This window comes from Breoghania sp. JC706 (assembly GCF_037026715.1).
Classification (GTDB): domain Bacteria; phylum Pseudomonadota; class Alphaproteobacteria; order Rhizobiales; family Stappiaceae; genus Breoghania.
The window spans coordinates 1-15,614 of record NZ_JBANCG010000016.1 but is presented as its reverse complement, the minus strand read 5'-3'; the positions used below and the strand labels follow the sequence as shown (position 1 = coordinate 15,614).

Sequence of the window (15,614 nt, the reverse complement as noted above, 5' to 3'; positions counted from 1 at the left end):
TGATCCCTTCCGGGCCACAGTCCGTCGTCAAGACATCCGTCATCCGATACGTCCGCCATCGAGAGTTCTGATTTGCGTCCGCCGGAAGGCAGGCACCACTCAAAAGACTGCCGGCGCCTGCCGGGCCGCGACGCCTGACCACCACCAACGCTCACTCCTTAGGAATTCCAGGAAGGTACCAATGAGCACTGCCAACGACGTCCTCAAGACGATCAAAGACAAGGACGTGAAGTTCCTTGACCTGCGCTTCACCGATCCGCGCGGCAAGATGCAGCACGTCACCATGGACTGCTCGCTCGTCGACGAGGACATGTTCGCCGAGGGCGTGATGTTCGACGGCTCCTCCATCGCCGGCTGGAAGGCGATCAACGAGTCCGACATGACCCTCATGCTGGACCCGGAATCTGCGCATATCGATCCGTTCTTCGCGCAGTCCACGATGGCGATCTTCTGTGACATCCTGGAGCCGGCCTCCGGCGAGGCCTACAACCGCGATCCGCGCATGACCGCGAAGAAGGCCGAGGCCTACGTCAAGACGCTCGGCGTCGGCGACACCGTCTTCGTCGGCCCGGAAGCCGAATTCTTCGTCTTCGACGACGTCCGCTTCTCCACCGAGCCTTACAAGACCGGCTTCGAGCTGGACTCCATGGAGCTGCCGACCAACCTCGGCTCCGAGTACGAGGCCGGCAACATGGGTCACCGTCCGCGCACGAAGGGCGGCTACTTCCCCGTGCCGCCGATCGACCAGGGCCAGGACTACCGCTCCGAGATGCTGACCGTGATGGCCGAGATGGGCATCGAGGTCGAAAAGCACCACCACGAAGTGGCGGCTGCCCAGCACGAACTCGGCATGAAGTTCGACACCCTGACCCGTCAGGCCGACAAGATGCAGATCTACAAGTATGCGGTGCACCAGGTTGCCGCCGCCTACGGCAAGTCTGCAACGTTCATGCCGAAGCCGGTCTTCGGCGACAACGGCACGGGCATGCACGTCCACCAGTCGATCTGGAAGGACGGCAAGCCGGCCTTCGCCGGCAATCTCTATGCCGACCTGTCGGAGACCTGCCTGTACTACATCGGCGGCATCCTGAAGCACGCCAAGGCGCTGAACGCCTTCACCAACCCCTCGACCAACTCCTACAAGCGTCTGGTCCCGGGCTACGAGGCGCCGGTGCTGCTGGCCTACTCCTCGCGCAACCGTTCGGCTTCCTGCCGCATCCCGATGGCCTCCTCTCCGAAGGCCAAGCGCGTCGAGGTCCGCTTCCCGGATCCCTCCGCCAATCCGTACCTGGCCTTCTCCGCCATGCTGATGGCCGGCCTCGACGGCATCAAGAACAAGATCCATCCCGGCGACGCGATGGACAAGAACCTCTACGACCTGCCGCCGGAAGAGCTGAAGGACATCCCGACCGTCAGCGGCTCGCTGCGCGAGGCTCTTGAGAGCCTCGACGTCGACCGCGAGTTCCTGAAGGCCGGCGGCGTGTTCGACGACGACCAGATCGACGCCTACATCGATCTGAAGATGGAAGAGAACATGCGCTACGAGATGACCCCGCACCCGGTCGAGTTCGACCTGTACTACTCCTGCTGATTTCCGCAGGACGCGATTATCTCGAAAAGCATCGAAGGGGCGCCGCAAGGCGCCCCTTTTTTCATGTGCGACGGGCGCACCGTTACCGCAGCCTCTCGGCGCGCGGAGCCATCGAAAAGAGCCATGGACGGCGCTTTCGCGCCGACTGAACCCTGGATCCTGAATCTGTCGACACGTCTGACGGCGTGCTCGGTTCAGGATGAGGGAGCGGGCTGCGAGGCCCGAGGCTCTCCTCACTCTTGCCGGTTCCCCCGATCTTTCCTCCGTCATCCCGGACCGAGTGCGCCGCAAGGCGCATCGAGAGATCCGGGATCCAGCGCAACAAGCGCCGACAGGCTCCCTACGCGCGACCAGTGCGGCAGCAGCGCCGCACAAAGCGCCTCTCCCCAACACGCACCACTTCCCCCGCATTTTTCACAGGCCTCTGCCCCACCGTCATCGGCCTGTCACCCGACGGCTGTAGCGATCTGCCGTTGCCTGCCGGACGCCTTGCCCGGCCGGCGATCCATGCATTCAATTCGGGGAAAATTCGACATGAAGCTCTTCATCGCCGCGCTCGTCGCCGGCGCCTCGGTGGCCTCGTCCGGCGCGCTCGCGCAGGATGCGCTGCCGCAGGCCGGCAGTCCTTGGTTCAAGGTCGGCCAGGACACGCTCGCCGCCAATCTCGCCAAGCAGCCCAACACCCGCCGCGCGAAGAACATCATCCTGTTCACCGCCGACGGCCAGGGTGTCGGCACCAACTATGCCGTGCGCCTGTTCTCCGGCCAGCAGAAGGGCCTTCTGGGTTCGGAATACGTCCAGCCGCAGGAAGCCTTCCCGCATCTGGCGCTGGTGAAGACCTACACCACCAACGGCCAGACCCCCGATTCGGCGCCCACCGCCGGCGCGATGAACACGGGCGTGAAGCAGAAGAACGGCATGATCAACATCGACCCCTCGGTCGCCCATGGCGATTGCGCCGGCGTGACGGGTCATGAGCTGAAGACGTTCGCTGAAATCGTGGCCGGCGAAGGCAAGTCGGTCGGCGTCGTCTCCACCGCGCGCATCACCCACGCGACGCCGGCCGGCGTCTACGCCAAGACCGCCAACCGCGACTGGGAAGACGATTCCAAGCTGCCCGAGGGCTGCACCGCCCAGAAGGACATCGCCGCGCAGCTGTTCGACCAGATCAAGGCCGGCGTCGTCGACATCGCACTCGGCGGCGGCCGCCGCCACTTCCTGCCCAAGGACGTCAAGGGCGAGGAAGGCAAGTCCGGCAAGCGCACCGACGGGCGCAACATCATCAAGGAAATCCAGGATCTCGGCGGCCAGTACGCCTGGAACGAGGACACCTTCAAGGCGCTCGATCTCGACAGCGACAAGCCGGTCATCGGCCTGTTCGAGGCCTCCCACATGAAATACGAGGCCGACCGCACCGGCGAGCCGTCGCTGGCCGAGATGACCGCTGCGGCCATCAAGAAGCTGTCGAAGAACGGCAACGGCTTCTACCTCGACATTGAGGCCGGCCGCGTCGACCACGCCAACCATGACGGCAACGGCGCGCGCATGCTGACCGACGGCAAGGCGTTCGCCGATGCCATCGCGCTTGCCGACGAGATGACGGACGACGCCGACACGCTCATCATCGTTACCGCCGACCACGAGCACGCGATCGCCTTCAACGGCTACTGCGGCCGCGGCTCGCCGATCAACGGCCTGTGCTACGACGTCGACGGCAAGGGCGAAAAGCACGCCGCCGCGCCGCTTCTTGCCGACGACGGCAAGCCCTACACCGTCATCGGCTACCTGAACGGCGTCGGCTCGGTCCTGAAGAAGCAGGACGACGGCACCTATTCGGGTTCGCGTCCGGCCATCGACGAGGAGATCGTCGAGGACAAGGACTACGTCCAGCAGGCGCTGATCCCGCTTTCCTCCGAGACCCACTCGGGCGAGGACGTGGCGGTCTACGCCAAGGGCCCGTGGTCCCACCTCTTCGACGGCACCGTGGAACAGAACTACATCTTCCACGTGATGAACCACGCCGCCCACAACGGCGAGTAACAGGCGGCCGACATCGTGGAACGAGCCCGGTTCTCGGGCTCGTTCCCGTGCCTTCCGTCCCCATGACCGCCAACGTCATCCCCCGGCGAAGCCCGGGGGAACCAGCACTCTCCACCCGGCGCGCCTCCGACTGGATTGCCCGGACAAAGCCGGGCAATGACGACGGAGAGTTGCTTATTCAAGCGATCGAGACGTGACCACAATGCACCGCCGCCAGTTTCTCGCAGCCGCAGCCGCCCCTCTTGTTCTCGCCGCCCTGCCCGCGCGCGCCGCAGACGATCTCCTGCGCATCCGCGACCTCTACAACAAGGATCTCTCCTTCTCGCCCTACGCGAAGGAACACGAGAACCGGACCGTCGCCGTGCGCGGCTACATGGCGCCGCCCCTGAAGGCGCAGGCGAAGTTCTTCGTCCTCACCTCCCGCCCCCTCGCCGTATGCCCGTTCTGCGAGAGCGAGGCGGAATGGCCCGACGACATTCTCGTCGTCTACACCGACGACATCATCGACGTGGTGCCCTTCAACGTGCCGATCGAGGTTTCCGGCAATCTGGCGCTCGGCACCTACACCGACACCGAAATCGGCTTCGTCAGCCGCGTACGCATCACCTCCGCCTCGTTCGAGAAGTTGTGAGCGGTGACCAAAGGCAGTCGTTCCGGTCCAGATCTGTTCACGAGCAGAGGGAAACGGGCATGAACGCTCCCTCCCCCCGGATGTCATCCCCGCGAAGGCGGGGATCCAGCAATCCCGGAGGCCAGCCTTGGCAATCCGTCATCGAAACCGGCGGTTGCTGGATTACCGCCTGCGCGGGAATGACATCGCCCGGTGGAGAGGCCTTGCAGACCCTCGCTCCAACCACCGACCAGAAGGCCCAAACATCATGTTCGCCATCGAAAACCTCACCCTCAGCTACCGCGATGGCGGCGGCCGGCCGTTCACGGTGCTGGAACTGCCCGCACTGGAGCTGGGCCGCGAAAGCCTCGTCGTCGTCACCGGCCCGTCCGGCTCCGGCAAGTCGAGCCTCCTCTATGCGCTCTGCGGCCTGCTGACGCCGACGACCGGCACCGTGCGCCACGAGGCACAGGACATCTACGCCCTGTCGGAGTCCCGCCGCGACCGCTGGCGCCGCGCGACCGTCGGCCTGATCTTCCAGGACTTCCATCTGATCCCGGAACTCTCGCCGCTCGCCAACGTCGCGCTCGCCACCCGTTTCGGCGGCACCGCAGACCGGGCCGCCCTCGCCGCGCGCGCCCAAATGCTGCTCGAAGCGCTGCAGGTGCCGACAGCCCGCCGCCACGCCTCGATGCTGTCGCGCGGCGAACAGCAGCGCACCGCCATCGCCCGCGCCCTGCTGTTCGACCCTCCGGCCATTTTCGCCGACGAACCGACGGCGAGCCTCGATGCCGAGGCCTCTCGCCTCGTCGCCGATCGTCTTCAGGCGCTCGCCCGCGACGAGGGCCGGCTGGTTCTCGCCGTCAGCCACGACCCGATCGTCATTTCGCGCGCCGACCGCGTCCTCCATCTGGAGCGCGGCCATCTGACAGAGACGCTCTCGCGCGAGGAGATACCGGCATGATGAACCCGCTCCCCCTCGTCCTCGCCACGCTCCGCCGCAATCCGGTGACCACGCTCACTTTCGTCGCGCTGATCGCCGTGGCCGTCGCCCTCGGCGTCGCCATCACTTCACAGGAACGCGCCCTGAAGCGCGGCAGCGCGCACGCCGCCGACCGCTTCGACCTCGTCATCGCCGCCCCAGGCAGCCAGACCGACGCCATGCTCAAGGCCGTCTTCCTGCGCACCGGGTCCATCGAACTGCTGAAACCGGAGGTCGTCGCCCGCGCCTTCGCCGAGCCGCATGCCGAGATCGTCGCTCCCATCGCCTTCGGCGACAGCCACGACGGAGCCCCCATTGTCGGCTCGGTTCCCGCCTTCGTCACCCACCTAAGCGGCGGTGCGCTCAGCGAGGGCCGCGTCTTCGCCGATCACGAGGAGGCGGTGGTGGGCTACGCCTCGCCGCTGAAGCTCGGCGACACCTTCCACCCGACCCACGGCGACGGCCACGATGAACTCGGCGGCGACGGCGACGAACACGGCCACGATCACGAGCACGGCGCGGAGCTTACCGTCGTCGGCCGCATGGCGCCGACGGGCTCGCCGTGGGACACGGCCATCGTCGTGCCGGTGGAACTGACGTGGGAGCTCCACAACCTGCCGAACGGCCACGGCAAGGGTTCCGAACAGGTCGGCCCGCCCTACGTGCCGAGCGAGCTTCCCGGCGTCCCGGCGCTCGTCGTGAAGCCGGATTCGGTCGCCGCCGCCTATGGCCTCAGAAACATCTACCGGGCGCAGGACAGCACCGCCTTCTTTCCCGCAGAAGTGCTGGTCGAGCTCTATGCCCTTCTTGGCGACATGCGCCAGTTGATGAACGTCATGGCGCTGGCGACACAAGCGCTGGTCATCGTGGCGATCCTGGCAGGCGTCATGGTGCTGCTCAGGCTCTACAGGGTGCAGTTTGCCGTGCTCCGCGCGCTGGGAGCGCCGCGCGCCTTCATCTTCCTCACCATCTGGAGCTATGTCGCCCTCATCGTTGCGGCGGGCGCGCTCGCCGGGCTCGGCCTCGGTATGGGGCTTGCCGGAACCGTATCGGCCGCCTTCACCGCCGAGACGGGCATTGCACTCGATGCCACCGTGGGCGCGGCGGAACTTTGGCTCATCGCCGCCATCGTCGCCATCGGCATGGCGGTCGCGACCGTTCCCGCCGCACTTCTCTACCGCAAGCCCGTCATCGACGCGTTGCGCTGAGGTCTCGTGCGACGATCTCCGGCCTGTCATCCGGCCGTCATCGGCCTCGGGCACAGTCGCCTCGTTCCGATTCATTGCGGATCGTGACCATACCCGCATCACTTCAGGGCGGCCTTCGGGTCGCCCGTTTTTTTTGACGCGCTGCCGGGCCTCCCGCGCGCCGCTCCGCCCCCGCCCCGCGCCGCGGCGATCTCGTCATTTATAACTATTCTTGGTCACAAAGTGTCGCAGGAGTGAAATCGGTAGTTCCCGCACGATTGACAAACGGATCGATCAGGACCAAGTTAGAACCATAGAGAGAACGCGGGAGGTCTAGAAAAATGACACCGCCGGCTAGTAACAGCTGAGGATCTTGAGGCGAAACGAACGCCCTTGAGATCATTCGATCCAAAGAACAACTTGAACGATATTCGTGGCACAGGTTGTTCGTTTGAAATACGCATGGGTAAACGGGAGCGCGCTTCCAATGAGCGCCGCATAGACTTGCGGACAAGGCCCATAGGCTTCTTCGACGGAAGGACCGCCTGCAACGTGCGTGCGAAAGCGAACATCGGAGCTGCAAAATCTCAAACCCGATGAGACTGTCCGTCAACGACCGCGCCCTGGAGCGTTGAACGCCGGCGCAAGTATCGAAAGTCACGGACAACTGGGAAAAAGGCCCTGCGACCTCGCCCGTCGCAGGGCTTTTCATTTGCGCGCCGGTGCCGGATGCTTCCCGCGCCCCGCCCTCTCGCCTGTGATCGTCTATTTGCCCGCATTGGGGACGTCCCCAAGATCCTTCGCCGCATCATGTGCCGGAGCCGGGCGATCCATTTCGGGTCCCCCAGCGTGCGCGGCGCGTACCGGACCACCCGGACTTCGCCGGTGATGACGGAACGAGAAACCTCAGGGAAAAGCCGCGAAGCTCAGGACACCCACGGAGCGTGGGCCGTCCTTCCGCGTCTCGTCCGCGCGAAGGCGGGAATCCCGCATTCCAGAGTCGTCTGACGGCGCACACACCACCCGTCGATCCAGCAACTGCCAAATCCCGCCATTCCGACACATCCCTCCAGTGTCATCCCGGACGCGATGCGGTGCGAAGTGCCGCTTCGCAGATCCGGGATCAGGCCCCGGTGCCGGCCGCTCGAGATCCCGGATCTGCGCAGCAACGTTGCACGTTGCAGCGCGCCCGGAATGACGCTGGGGAGATTGGTTCATCAAGCCGGATTGAACCGGCTAGCCGCTTGCCTGCACGGAAATTACGTCACGCGGAAAGCCGATTTTCCGAACGCTTCAGGACCACCTCCGGAATAGCCCGCCCCTTGAAGCGATCATTCCGCACGCCCTTTCAGGCCGCCATGTCGCGCGTGCCCGTAGCGGGCCGTTCGCGGCGCTCGGGTGCGAGCACCGACAGGCCCGCACGCGTCCGCGTTTCCAGCATCCGCCGGGTCCGGTCGAGCAGCGGGCCGCCGGAATGGTCGCCGGCCACCAGCACCACGTGATCGGCATGGGTGAGAAACTTCGCCGTGGCGATCGAAGAAGTCAGCCGGCCAAGATCGATCACGATGTGATCGTAAGTGTGCTCCAGCGCCTCCAGCACCGTGTCGAAGATCGGCGAGGCCGCTTCCCGGTCGCTCAGGGGCCTGCCGGCGCCCTCGATCACGTGGGCGCGCGAGCGCGGATCGCGCACGATCACCTGCGAGAACGAAGCCTCGCCGCTCAGAAGGTCGGCAAAGCCGCGCGGCTTTCCCTCCGCGCCCGCCTTCGGCTCGCCGAACTGCGGCTCGGCCGAGGTCTCGACAAGGATCGGACAGGAATTGTCGCTCACAGCCGCCCGCAGCAGCGCCACCGCCGCGCGGTTGGCCATCTCGTCGTCATCGGTTGAGACGACCACCAGACACTGGGGTGGGGTTTCCTGTTCCATCAGCCGGGCCCAGAGGGCGGCCGGGCTCGTTTCCACATCCGAAAGCGGGGCGACAGGCACCTGCGGCGCCTCGAACACCGCAACGATCTCGTCCCCGTCCTCGCCGTCCTCCGCCTGCGAACCCGCACCGCCGCGCACGAGAACCTGCCCGAACAAAAATTCCCGCATCAGCACGAACGCCACGGCCAGAACGGCGACCGCCATCGTCACCAGCACCGTGATCGGCACCACGCGCGGGGAATAGGGCTTGTGCGGAATGCTGGCACGCGAGATCAGCCGCGCATCGGCGGGCAGGCCGACGGCATTCACCCGCACTTCCTGCTCGCGGTAGCGCTGCAGCAGCGCCTCCAGCTGCGCGCCCTTCACCTTGGCGTCGCGCTCAAGATCGCGCAGCCGGATGCGGGCATCGTTGTTCTGTGCGACCTGAACCTTCAGCTGGTTCAGGCTCGCGGTCAGTGATGTTTCGCGGCTTTCCGCCACCCGCACGTCGTTCTCTAGCCCGGCAAGGATCTTGCGCCCCTCCGCCACGATCTGGCTGTCGAGATCGGAAAGCTGGCGCCGGGTCGCGCGATATTCAGGGTGACTGGGAAGAAGCGAGGTGGAAAGCTCAGCAAGCCGCGCCCTGAGCGCCACCTGACGTTCGCGCAGCCGCTGGATCAACGGCGAGTTCAGCACGTCGGAAGCGGAATCGAGCGTGCCGCGCCCCAGCATTGCGCGCAGTTGCTCCGCCTTGGCCTGAACCTCTGCCTTCTGCGCCCGCGCCGACGCAAGCTGCGCGTTGAGATCGGCGAGCTGCTGCTGCACCAGCGTCACGTTGTTGGAGCCGAGCAGCAGGTCGTTGGCCGCGCGATAATCCTCAGCCGCGCGCTCTGCCGTCTCCACGTCCGCCCTGACGCGCGCCACTTCCGGCCCGAGACTGCCCGCCGCCTCTTCCGTGTTGTCGCGCTTGGCCGCGGCCTGCAGGTCCAGATATTCCTGAACGATCGTATTGGCGGCCCGCGCGGCGAGTTCGGGATCGCGGGAGGTGAATTCGACCGCGATCACCCGCGTCTTTTCCACCTGGTAGACGACGAGATTGTCGAAATAGGCCTCAAGAACGCGCTCCTCCACGGAGATCTGCCGGCCGGAGCGATCGAAGCCCAGAAGCCGCAACGCATCGCGCAGGAGGTTGTCGCCGTCGCGCGCGGACGGGTTGAACTCGCTTCGCTTGGAAAGCTCCAGCTTGTTGGCGACGCGGCGCGCGAGATCGTAGGAATTCAGCAGCTGGACCTGGCTGGCGACACCCTCCTGGTCGAGCATGGCGCGCTCACCCTCGGTGTTGCGCTCAACGCCGGGATAGATCGAGGCCTGGCTTTCGATCAGGATCTTCGCCTGGCCGCGATACTTCGGCGTGACCATCTGCAAGGCGCCGAAAGTTCCCACCGCCGCGACCAGCACCAATGGCGCCAACCAGCGCTTGGCACGCCACAAGGCACGCCCCAACGCCGCGACGTCGACCGAGACCTCGTCCTCTGCCCCGCGGTACTCCCTGGCCATTGGCGCGATACTCCTGCCCGATAGCTCTGATTCACTCCCCGTATTTCTAGTCTGTTAAGGTAAGCGGAATGTTAAAGGCGAAGATATGCGCAAGAATGCCAATTAATACATTGTAAAGAACTTCGAATACGACATACGAAAATTCCCTGTTTCGCAGCTGGTCTTTACCCGCCATTAACCCTAATCCGTGAATTCTGGACCAAGTGGGAATAGGGAAAATTCAGCATATGCGTGCCCTGGTCATCGTCCTTGTCGGCCTGTCCGTGCTCATCGCCGGATGCAGTAGCTACCGCCGTCCGCCGGCAGCCTTTCATGACGTGCTGACCGAGCCGTACCGTCTCGATTCCGGCGACCGCCTGCGCATCGTGGTCTTCGGCCAGAATGAGCTTTCCACCACCTACACGATCGATCAGGGCGGCACCCTCTCCATGCCGCTGATCGGCGACGTGCCAGCCCGCGGCAAGACCACGAAAGAGCTCGAAAGCGCGCTTGAAGCAAGGCTTTCGCGCGGTTTCCTGCGCGATCCCGATGTCTCGGTGGAAGTCGATCAGTACCGCCCCTTCTTCATCATGGGCGAGGTCCTGAACGCCGGCCAGTACCCCTACGTCGCCGGCCTCACGGCACAGACGGCGGTGGCGATCGCCGGCGGCTTCAGCCCGCGCGCCCAGCAGGCGGATGTCGACGTGACACGCCAGATCGACGGCAAGATCATGACCGGTCGCGTGCCGCTTTCCGACCCGCTTCGCCCCGGCGACACGGTCTATGTCCGCGAACGTCTCTTCTGAGCGACACTCGTTGCTTGTGACATGGACAAATTGTCCTGTTAACTGCGGACTCATCTTCCGGCATTAGTCTTCTTTCCTGACAGGAGAGCGTCTATCGACACGCCTGAAGCCCGAAGGGCCGGCAGTGCCGACGACCTGATCAGGAGCCGTCTCATGCCAGCGCATCCGCTGCGGATCGTGCATTGTCTTCGTGCGCCGGTGGGGGGAGCCTTCCGCCACGTCTGCGATCTCATTGCCGCCCAGCGTGCGGAAGGTCACGCGATCGGCCTCATCTGCGACGCTTCCACCGGCGGCGACTTTGCGGAAATGCGGCTCGACCATCTCGCCGGCGATCTCGAGCTCGGGCTCGTCCGCATTCCCATGCGCCGCACGCCGGCGCCCGCCGACCTTCTCGCCATGCGCCGCGCCTATCGCGACCTGAAGGCCATGGCGCCGGACGTGCTGCACGGCCACGGCGCCAAGGGCGGCACATATGCGCGCATTCTCGGCACCCTGCTGCGCGGAGCAGGCATCGGTACCCGTCGCTTCTATTCGCCCCACGGCGGCTCGCTGCACTATCCCGCAAGCGGGGCCGCCGGCAGGCTCTACTTCGCTGCGGAGCGAACGCTGGAGCGCCTGTGCGACGGCATCTGCTTCGTCTCGCACTACGAGGCCGATGCCTACGCCCGCAAGGTACACGTGCCACGCATCGCCCATCACGTCATTCACAACGGCCTGAAGCCGGATGAATTCATTCCCGTTGAGCCCGCCCCGGACGCACGCGACTTCCTTTTCATCGGCGAGTTCCGCGACCTGAAGGGCCCCGACCTGTTTCTGCTGGCACTGACCGCCATCGGCGAAGCGAGCGGCGTCACGCCGACGGCCCACATGATCGGCCCGGGCGCCGACCGCGCGCGCTATCGGGACATGGCGAACGACCTCGGCCTCGGCGACGCGGTCGCCTTCCATGAGCCCATCCCCGCACGCGAGGCCTTTGCCATGGCGCGCACGGTGGTGATCCCCTCGCGCGCGGAATCGCTGCCCTACATCGTGCTGGAGGCAATGGCCGCCGGACGGCCTGTGATCGCGACCCGCGTCGGCGGCATACCCGAGATCTTTGCCGGAGCCGAAGAGGATCTGGTCGCCCCCGGCGACGCGCCGGCACTGGCAAGCGCGATGCAGCTTGCGCTTCACGACCCGATAACCGCCCGCAACAAGGCGACCGCCCGTCGCGCGCATCTCGAGGAGGGCTTTTCGCTCGCCCGCATGTCGCGCGCCGTTCTGGCGCTCTATGCCGAAGGCGGTGTCAAGGTGGAAGCGCCTGAGGTTTTTGGGGCTTCTGGCTTTTCCGTGGACGCGGAAGTTCCCGCACCGCGCGGTCAATCCAGCGCGGCAAAGCTCATGGCGGACGGAACACACGGCTGAAGAACGAGAGCGCAGTCCGCCGCAAAGGCGGGAAACCGCGCCCGGATCAAGAAATCGGACAACGCCCCTCGCGCAAGAGCGCCTGAGGAGGCGTTGCTCCGGGGATAGTACCGGCGACTGCCCAGGGGAAGCGGGCGGCAACCGGTTTGGGGGACATCAGGGATGAACGTGGCGAACAACGATTTTCAGGACCGGTTCCGACGGGCGATCCAGTCGCATGCCGGAGAGCTTCAGGAGGAACCGGGCGTCCGCACGAAGGTGGAACTGAGCCCGCGGGCGCAGGAGGTGGCCAGCCTTCTGGCCGGTCGGCAGATCTCGCTCTCCGTATTGTCCTCCATCGTGCGCATCTTGGAGGGGCTGGCGCTGATCGGCATCGGGCTCGGCTGCTACTTCGGCTATGTCTATCCGGGCACGCCGGGCCTCTACTACGCCGCCCCCCTCTTTGTCGGCGCGCTTCTTGCGATCGGGCTGATTCAGGCCGCCGATGGCTACCAGCTCTCCGCCTTCCGCTCCTACATCGCCCAGCTCGCCCGCATCTTCGCGGCATGGACGATCGTCTTCGCCTTCTTCGCGCTCGTGCTGTTCTTCGCCAAGCTCGGCAACGTCTATTCCCGCGTCTGGTTCGCCGCCTGGTATGCCGGCGGCCTCGTCTTTTTCGTCGCCTCGCGCGCGGTGCTGGCGGCGCTGGTGCGCCGCTGGGCCGACGACGGACGGCTGGAACGGCGCGCGATCATCGTCGGCGGCGGGCAGCCGGCGGCCGAACTGATCAACGAGCTGGAATCCCAGGCCAACAACGACATCCGCATCTGCGGCATCTTCGATGACCGCTCCGACGACCGCTCGCCCCCCGTCGTCGCCGGCTATCCCAAGCTCGGCACCATCGCCGAACTGGTGGAATTCGCGCGCCTGACGCGGATCGACCTGCTCATCGTCTCCATTCCGCTGCGCGCCGAGGAACGCCTCCTCCAGCTTTTGAAGAAGCTCTGGGTGCTGCCGCTCGACATTCGTCTCTCGGCCCATTCCGACAAGATGCGCTTCCGCCCGCGCTCCTACAGCTACATCGGCCGCGTGCCCTTGCTGGACATGTTCTCCAAGCCGATCACCGACTGGGATGCCATCTGCAAGCGCGCCTTCGATCTCCTTTTCGCGAGCATCGCCATCGTGCTGCTGTCGCCGGTCATGGCAGCGACAGCACTGGCGGTGAAGATGACCAGCCGCGGCCCCGTGCTGTTCAGGCAGAAGCGCTACGGCTTCAACAACGAGGTGATCGAGGTCCTGAAGTTCCGCTCCATGTATGTCGATCAGGAAGACCTGATGGCCCGCAAGGCGGTGACCCGCGACGACCCGCGCGTCACCCGCGTCGGCCGCTTCATCCGCAAGACCTCGATCGACGAGCTGCCCCAGCTCTTCAACGTCATGCGCGGCGAGCTCTCGCTCGTCGGCCCGCGCCCGCATGCGCTTGGCGCCAACACCAACGACAAGCTGTGGGATCAGGTCATCGACGGCTACTTCGCCCGCCACAAGGTCAAGCCCGGCGTCACCGGCTGGGCCCAGATCAACGGCTGGCGCGGCGAATGCGACACGCCGGACAAGATCCGCCGCCGCATCGAGAGCGATCTCTACTACATCGAGAACTGGTCGCTCTGGCTCGATCTCTACATCCTGTTCCTCACGCCCTTCCGCCTGTTCAACACGGAGAACGCCTTTTGAGCGACATCGCGGGCGGCGGCGGACTGCGCGCGCCTCGCGCGGCCCTGCGGCGCCACGAACCGAAAGTCTCCCTGAACGGCATCCTGCCGCTGTCCCTCATCGGGGCGGCGGCGCTGTGGCTTTGTGCCTTTTCCGGTTTCTTCGTGATCGACGAGCCGGCCCCCTACGACCTCCTCGTCGTCGCCGTCGCCGGCATCGCCTTCCTGTGCGGCCTGCCGCTGCCGCGCGCCATCGCGCCGATGGTGATCCTGCTGCTGGTCTACATTTCCGGCGGCATCCTCTCCTCCACCCAGGTGCCGGGCTTCGATAATTCCCCCATGTACATGGCGACGACCGGCTACCTGATCGTCTCCGCCATCTTCTACGCCGCGGTCACCGCGCGCAGCGAGAGGATGCTGAACGCCATCGTGCGCGGCTACGTGGCCGGCGCGGTGCTGGCCGCGCTTGCCGGTATCGTCGGCTATTTCGGCCTTTTGCCGGGAGCGAACGGGCTCTTCACTCTCTACGGCCGCGCCAAGGGCACCTTCCAGGACCCCAACGTCTTCGGCCCCTTCCTGATCTTCCCCGCCACATGGCTCGCCTATACCGTCTTGATGCAGCCGCTCAGAAAGGGCCTGGTGGCGGGCGCCCTGCTCTTCGTGCTGCTGGCGGGCCTGTTTCTGTCGTTCTCGCGCGCGACCTGGGGCATGACCGCCTTCACGTTATGCGGCGTCGGCCTGCTGGTCTTCGCCAACGAGCGCAACCCGCTGGTGCGCCTGCGCATCGTCGCGCTCGCGGTGGTCGGTGCATTGATGGTTGCCCTTGCGCTGGTCGTTGCGCTGCACACCTCCTCGGTGGGCACGCTGTTCGCGGAGCGCGCGGAGCTGGTGCAATCCTACGACAGCTCGCATCTGGGCCGTTTCGCCCGGCACGTGCTGGGCTTCCTGCTGGCCGGCGAGCGCCCGCTCGGCATCGGTCCGCTGCAATTCTACAAGACCTTCACCGAAGACCCGCACAACATGTACCTGAAGTCGTTCATGGCCTATGGCTGGATCGGCGGCATCGCCTGGCCGGTTCTGATGGCGTGCACGCTCGGGTTCCTGTTCCCGCTGATCTTCCAGCCGCGCGCCACGCGCGGCATCGCCATCGCGCTGTTCCTGACGCTTGTCGGCCACGCCCTCAACGCGCTGGTGATCGACATGGACCACTGGCGCCACAACTTCCTGCTGATCGGGCTTGCCTGGGGCCTGATCGCGCAGGAGGCAGCCCACCGCGCAAGGAGCCGTAAGGCCCGCGCCGCGCGGGTTCACAACGGGACGGCAGGCGCAACCAGCGGTGAGTTTCGCACAGGCAGCGCGTGAACGGCCTTGCGCGCGCGAAGCGAAGCGGTTAGGAGAGATCCCGTCGGAGCGTAGCGCAGCCTGGTAGCGCACTTGACTGGGGGTCAAGGGGTCGTGGGTTCGAATCCCGCCGCTCCGACCATTTTTTCCAATAAAATCAAATATATTTGTTGCGCGTGTAAAGCGCGCCTTGGTTCACGTGAACCAAATCCCTCACTTCGACCTCACGGCTCTGGCAATCGACACCGCCTGTTTGCTCACGTTTTCGGATCCACAAGCACCGCACCGCGCGGTTGGCCGACCTGTTCCGACATGATCGCAACCGGAGCCAACCGACGGATTAATGCGTTCCAATCCGCCGCCGCCGAATGGGTGCGGACCGCTCAGCGTTTCACTTCACCGCCCCCTTGAACCCCGCCACACGGCCGCAATGATCGCCGTCATCGCGGCCGTGAGGAATACGGTGATCATCCTGCCTTTCATGACCTCCGCACCTTTTCGGGTCTGCCGCAGGAACAGCATATCC

Annotated in this window: 10 protein-coding genes and 1 tRNA gene; 10 read left to right on the top strand and 1 reads right to left on the bottom strand. The window is 65.4% G+C overall.

All coding sequences use genetic code 11. The annotated features are described in order from the left end of the window. The first annotated feature begins 181 nt into the window (after window positions 1-181). From glnA to V2L18_RS22520, 5 genes are all read left to right on the top strand, one after another. Entirely contained in the window at window positions 182-1,591 is a 1,410-nt protein-coding gene (glnA, locus tag V2L18_RS22540) for a type I glutamate--ammonia ligase (RefSeq protein WP_336180605.1), read from the top strand. A 534-nt stretch (window positions 1,592-2,125) separates the two neighbouring features. Next, window positions 2,126-3,631: an alkaline phosphatase gene (locus tag V2L18_RS22535; protein WP_336180604.1), complete on the top strand. Its 1,506-nt coding sequence runs from the start codon at window positions 2,126-2,128 to the stop codon at window positions 3,629-3,631. Between the two features lie 202 nt (window positions 3,632-3,833). After that, the gene (locus tag V2L18_RS22530) at window positions 3,834-4,262 is read left to right on the top strand and encodes a hypothetical protein (protein ID WP_336180628.1); all 429 of its coding nucleotides are present in this window, start codon (window positions 3,834-3,836) and stop codon (window positions 4,260-4,262) included. A 247-nt stretch (window positions 4,263-4,509) separates the two neighbouring features. Continuing rightward, window positions 4,510-5,205 (top strand): ATP-binding cassette domain-containing protein, encoded by a 696-nt coding sequence (locus V2L18_RS22525; protein ID WP_336180603.1) that lies wholly within the window; start codon window positions 4,510-4,512, stop codon window positions 5,203-5,205. Continuing rightward, window positions 5,202-6,431 carry an FtsX-like permease family protein gene (locus tag V2L18_RS22520; protein ID WP_336180602.1) on the top strand — a complete coding sequence of 410 codons (1,230 nt, stop codon included), beginning with the start codon at window positions 5,202-5,204 and terminating at the stop codon, window positions 6,429-6,431. Before V2L18_RS22525 ends, V2L18_RS22520 begins: the two co-directional genes overlap by 4 nt. 1,327 nt (window positions 6,432-7,758) lie before the next feature. Here the strand turns inward: V2L18_RS22520 and V2L18_RS22515 are convergent. After that, on the bottom strand, window positions 7,759-9,870 hold the full coding sequence (locus tag V2L18_RS22515) for an exopolysaccharide transport family protein (RefSeq protein ID WP_336180601.1): 2,112 nt from the start codon (window positions 9,868-9,870) through the stop codon (window positions 7,759-7,761). Between the two features lie 227 nt (window positions 9,871-10,097). Here V2L18_RS22515 and V2L18_RS22510 point away from each other — a divergent pair, with 227 nt between their 5' ends. From V2L18_RS22510 to V2L18_RS22490, 5 genes are all read left to right on the top strand, one after another. Then, complete coding sequence (locus tag V2L18_RS22510) at window positions 10,098-10,655, top strand: polysaccharide biosynthesis/export family protein (RefSeq protein WP_336180600.1); 558 nt, start codon at window positions 10,098-10,100, stop codon at window positions 10,653-10,655. Window positions 10,656-10,808: 153 nt separating this feature from the next. Next, a complete protein-coding gene (locus tag V2L18_RS22505; protein ID WP_336180599.1) occupies window positions 10,809-12,059 on the top strand; it encodes a glycosyltransferase family 4 protein in 1,251 nt (416 codons plus the stop codon). A 162-nt stretch (window positions 12,060-12,221) separates the two neighbouring features. After that, the gene (locus V2L18_RS22500; RefSeq protein WP_336180598.1) at window positions 12,222-13,769 is read left to right on the top strand and encodes an undecaprenyl-phosphate glucose phosphotransferase; all 1,548 of its coding nucleotides are present in this window, start codon (window positions 12,222-12,224) and stop codon (window positions 13,767-13,769) included. After that, complete coding sequence (locus V2L18_RS22495) at window positions 13,766-15,109, top strand: O-antigen ligase family protein (RefSeq protein ID WP_336180597.1); 1,344 nt, start codon at window positions 13,766-13,768, stop codon at window positions 15,107-15,109. The genes V2L18_RS22500 and V2L18_RS22495 overlap by 4 nt, the downstream gene beginning before the upstream one ends. A 44-nt stretch (window positions 15,110-15,153) precedes the next feature. Beyond that, window positions 15,154-15,230 (top strand) — tRNA-Pro (locus V2L18_RS22490). Window positions 15,231-15,614: the final 384 nt, after the last annotated feature.

What these genes read in the sequence shown, in the direction of transcription:
- V2L18_RS22530 (WP_336180628.1), top strand. Translation starts at nt 3,834, where the DNA reads ATGCACCGCCGCCAGTTTCTCGCAGCCGCAGCCGCCCCTCTTGTTCTC.
- glnA (WP_336180605.1), top strand. Translation starts at nt 182, where the DNA reads ATGAGCACTGCCAACGACGTCCTCAAGACGATCAAAGACAAGGACGTG.
- V2L18_RS22525 (WP_336180603.1), top strand. Translation starts at nt 4,510, where the DNA reads ATGTTCGCCATCGAAAACCTCACCCTCAGCTACCGCGATGGCGGCGGC.
- V2L18_RS22520 (WP_336180602.1), top strand. Translation starts at nt 5,202, where the DNA reads ATGATGAACCCGCTCCCCCTCGTCCTCGCCACGCTCCGCCGCAATCCG.
- V2L18_RS22500 (WP_336180598.1), top strand. Translation starts at nt 12,222, where the DNA reads ATGAACGTGGCGAACAACGATTTTCAGGACCGGTTCCGACGGGCGATC.
- V2L18_RS22505 (WP_336180599.1), top strand. Translation starts at nt 10,809, where the DNA reads ATGCCAGCGCATCCGCTGCGGATCGTGCATTGTCTTCGTGCGCCGGTG.
- V2L18_RS22510 (WP_336180600.1), top strand. Translation starts at nt 10,098, where the DNA reads ATGCGTGCCCTGGTCATCGTCCTTGTCGGCCTGTCCGTGCTCATCGCC.
- V2L18_RS22515 (WP_336180601.1), bottom strand. Translation starts at nt 9,870, where the DNA reads ATGGCCAGGGAGTACCGCGGGGCAGAGGACGAGGTCTCGGTCGACGTC.
- V2L18_RS22535 (WP_336180604.1), top strand. Translation starts at nt 2,126, where the DNA reads ATGAAGCTCTTCATCGCCGCGCTCGTCGCCGGCGCCTCGGTGGCCTCG.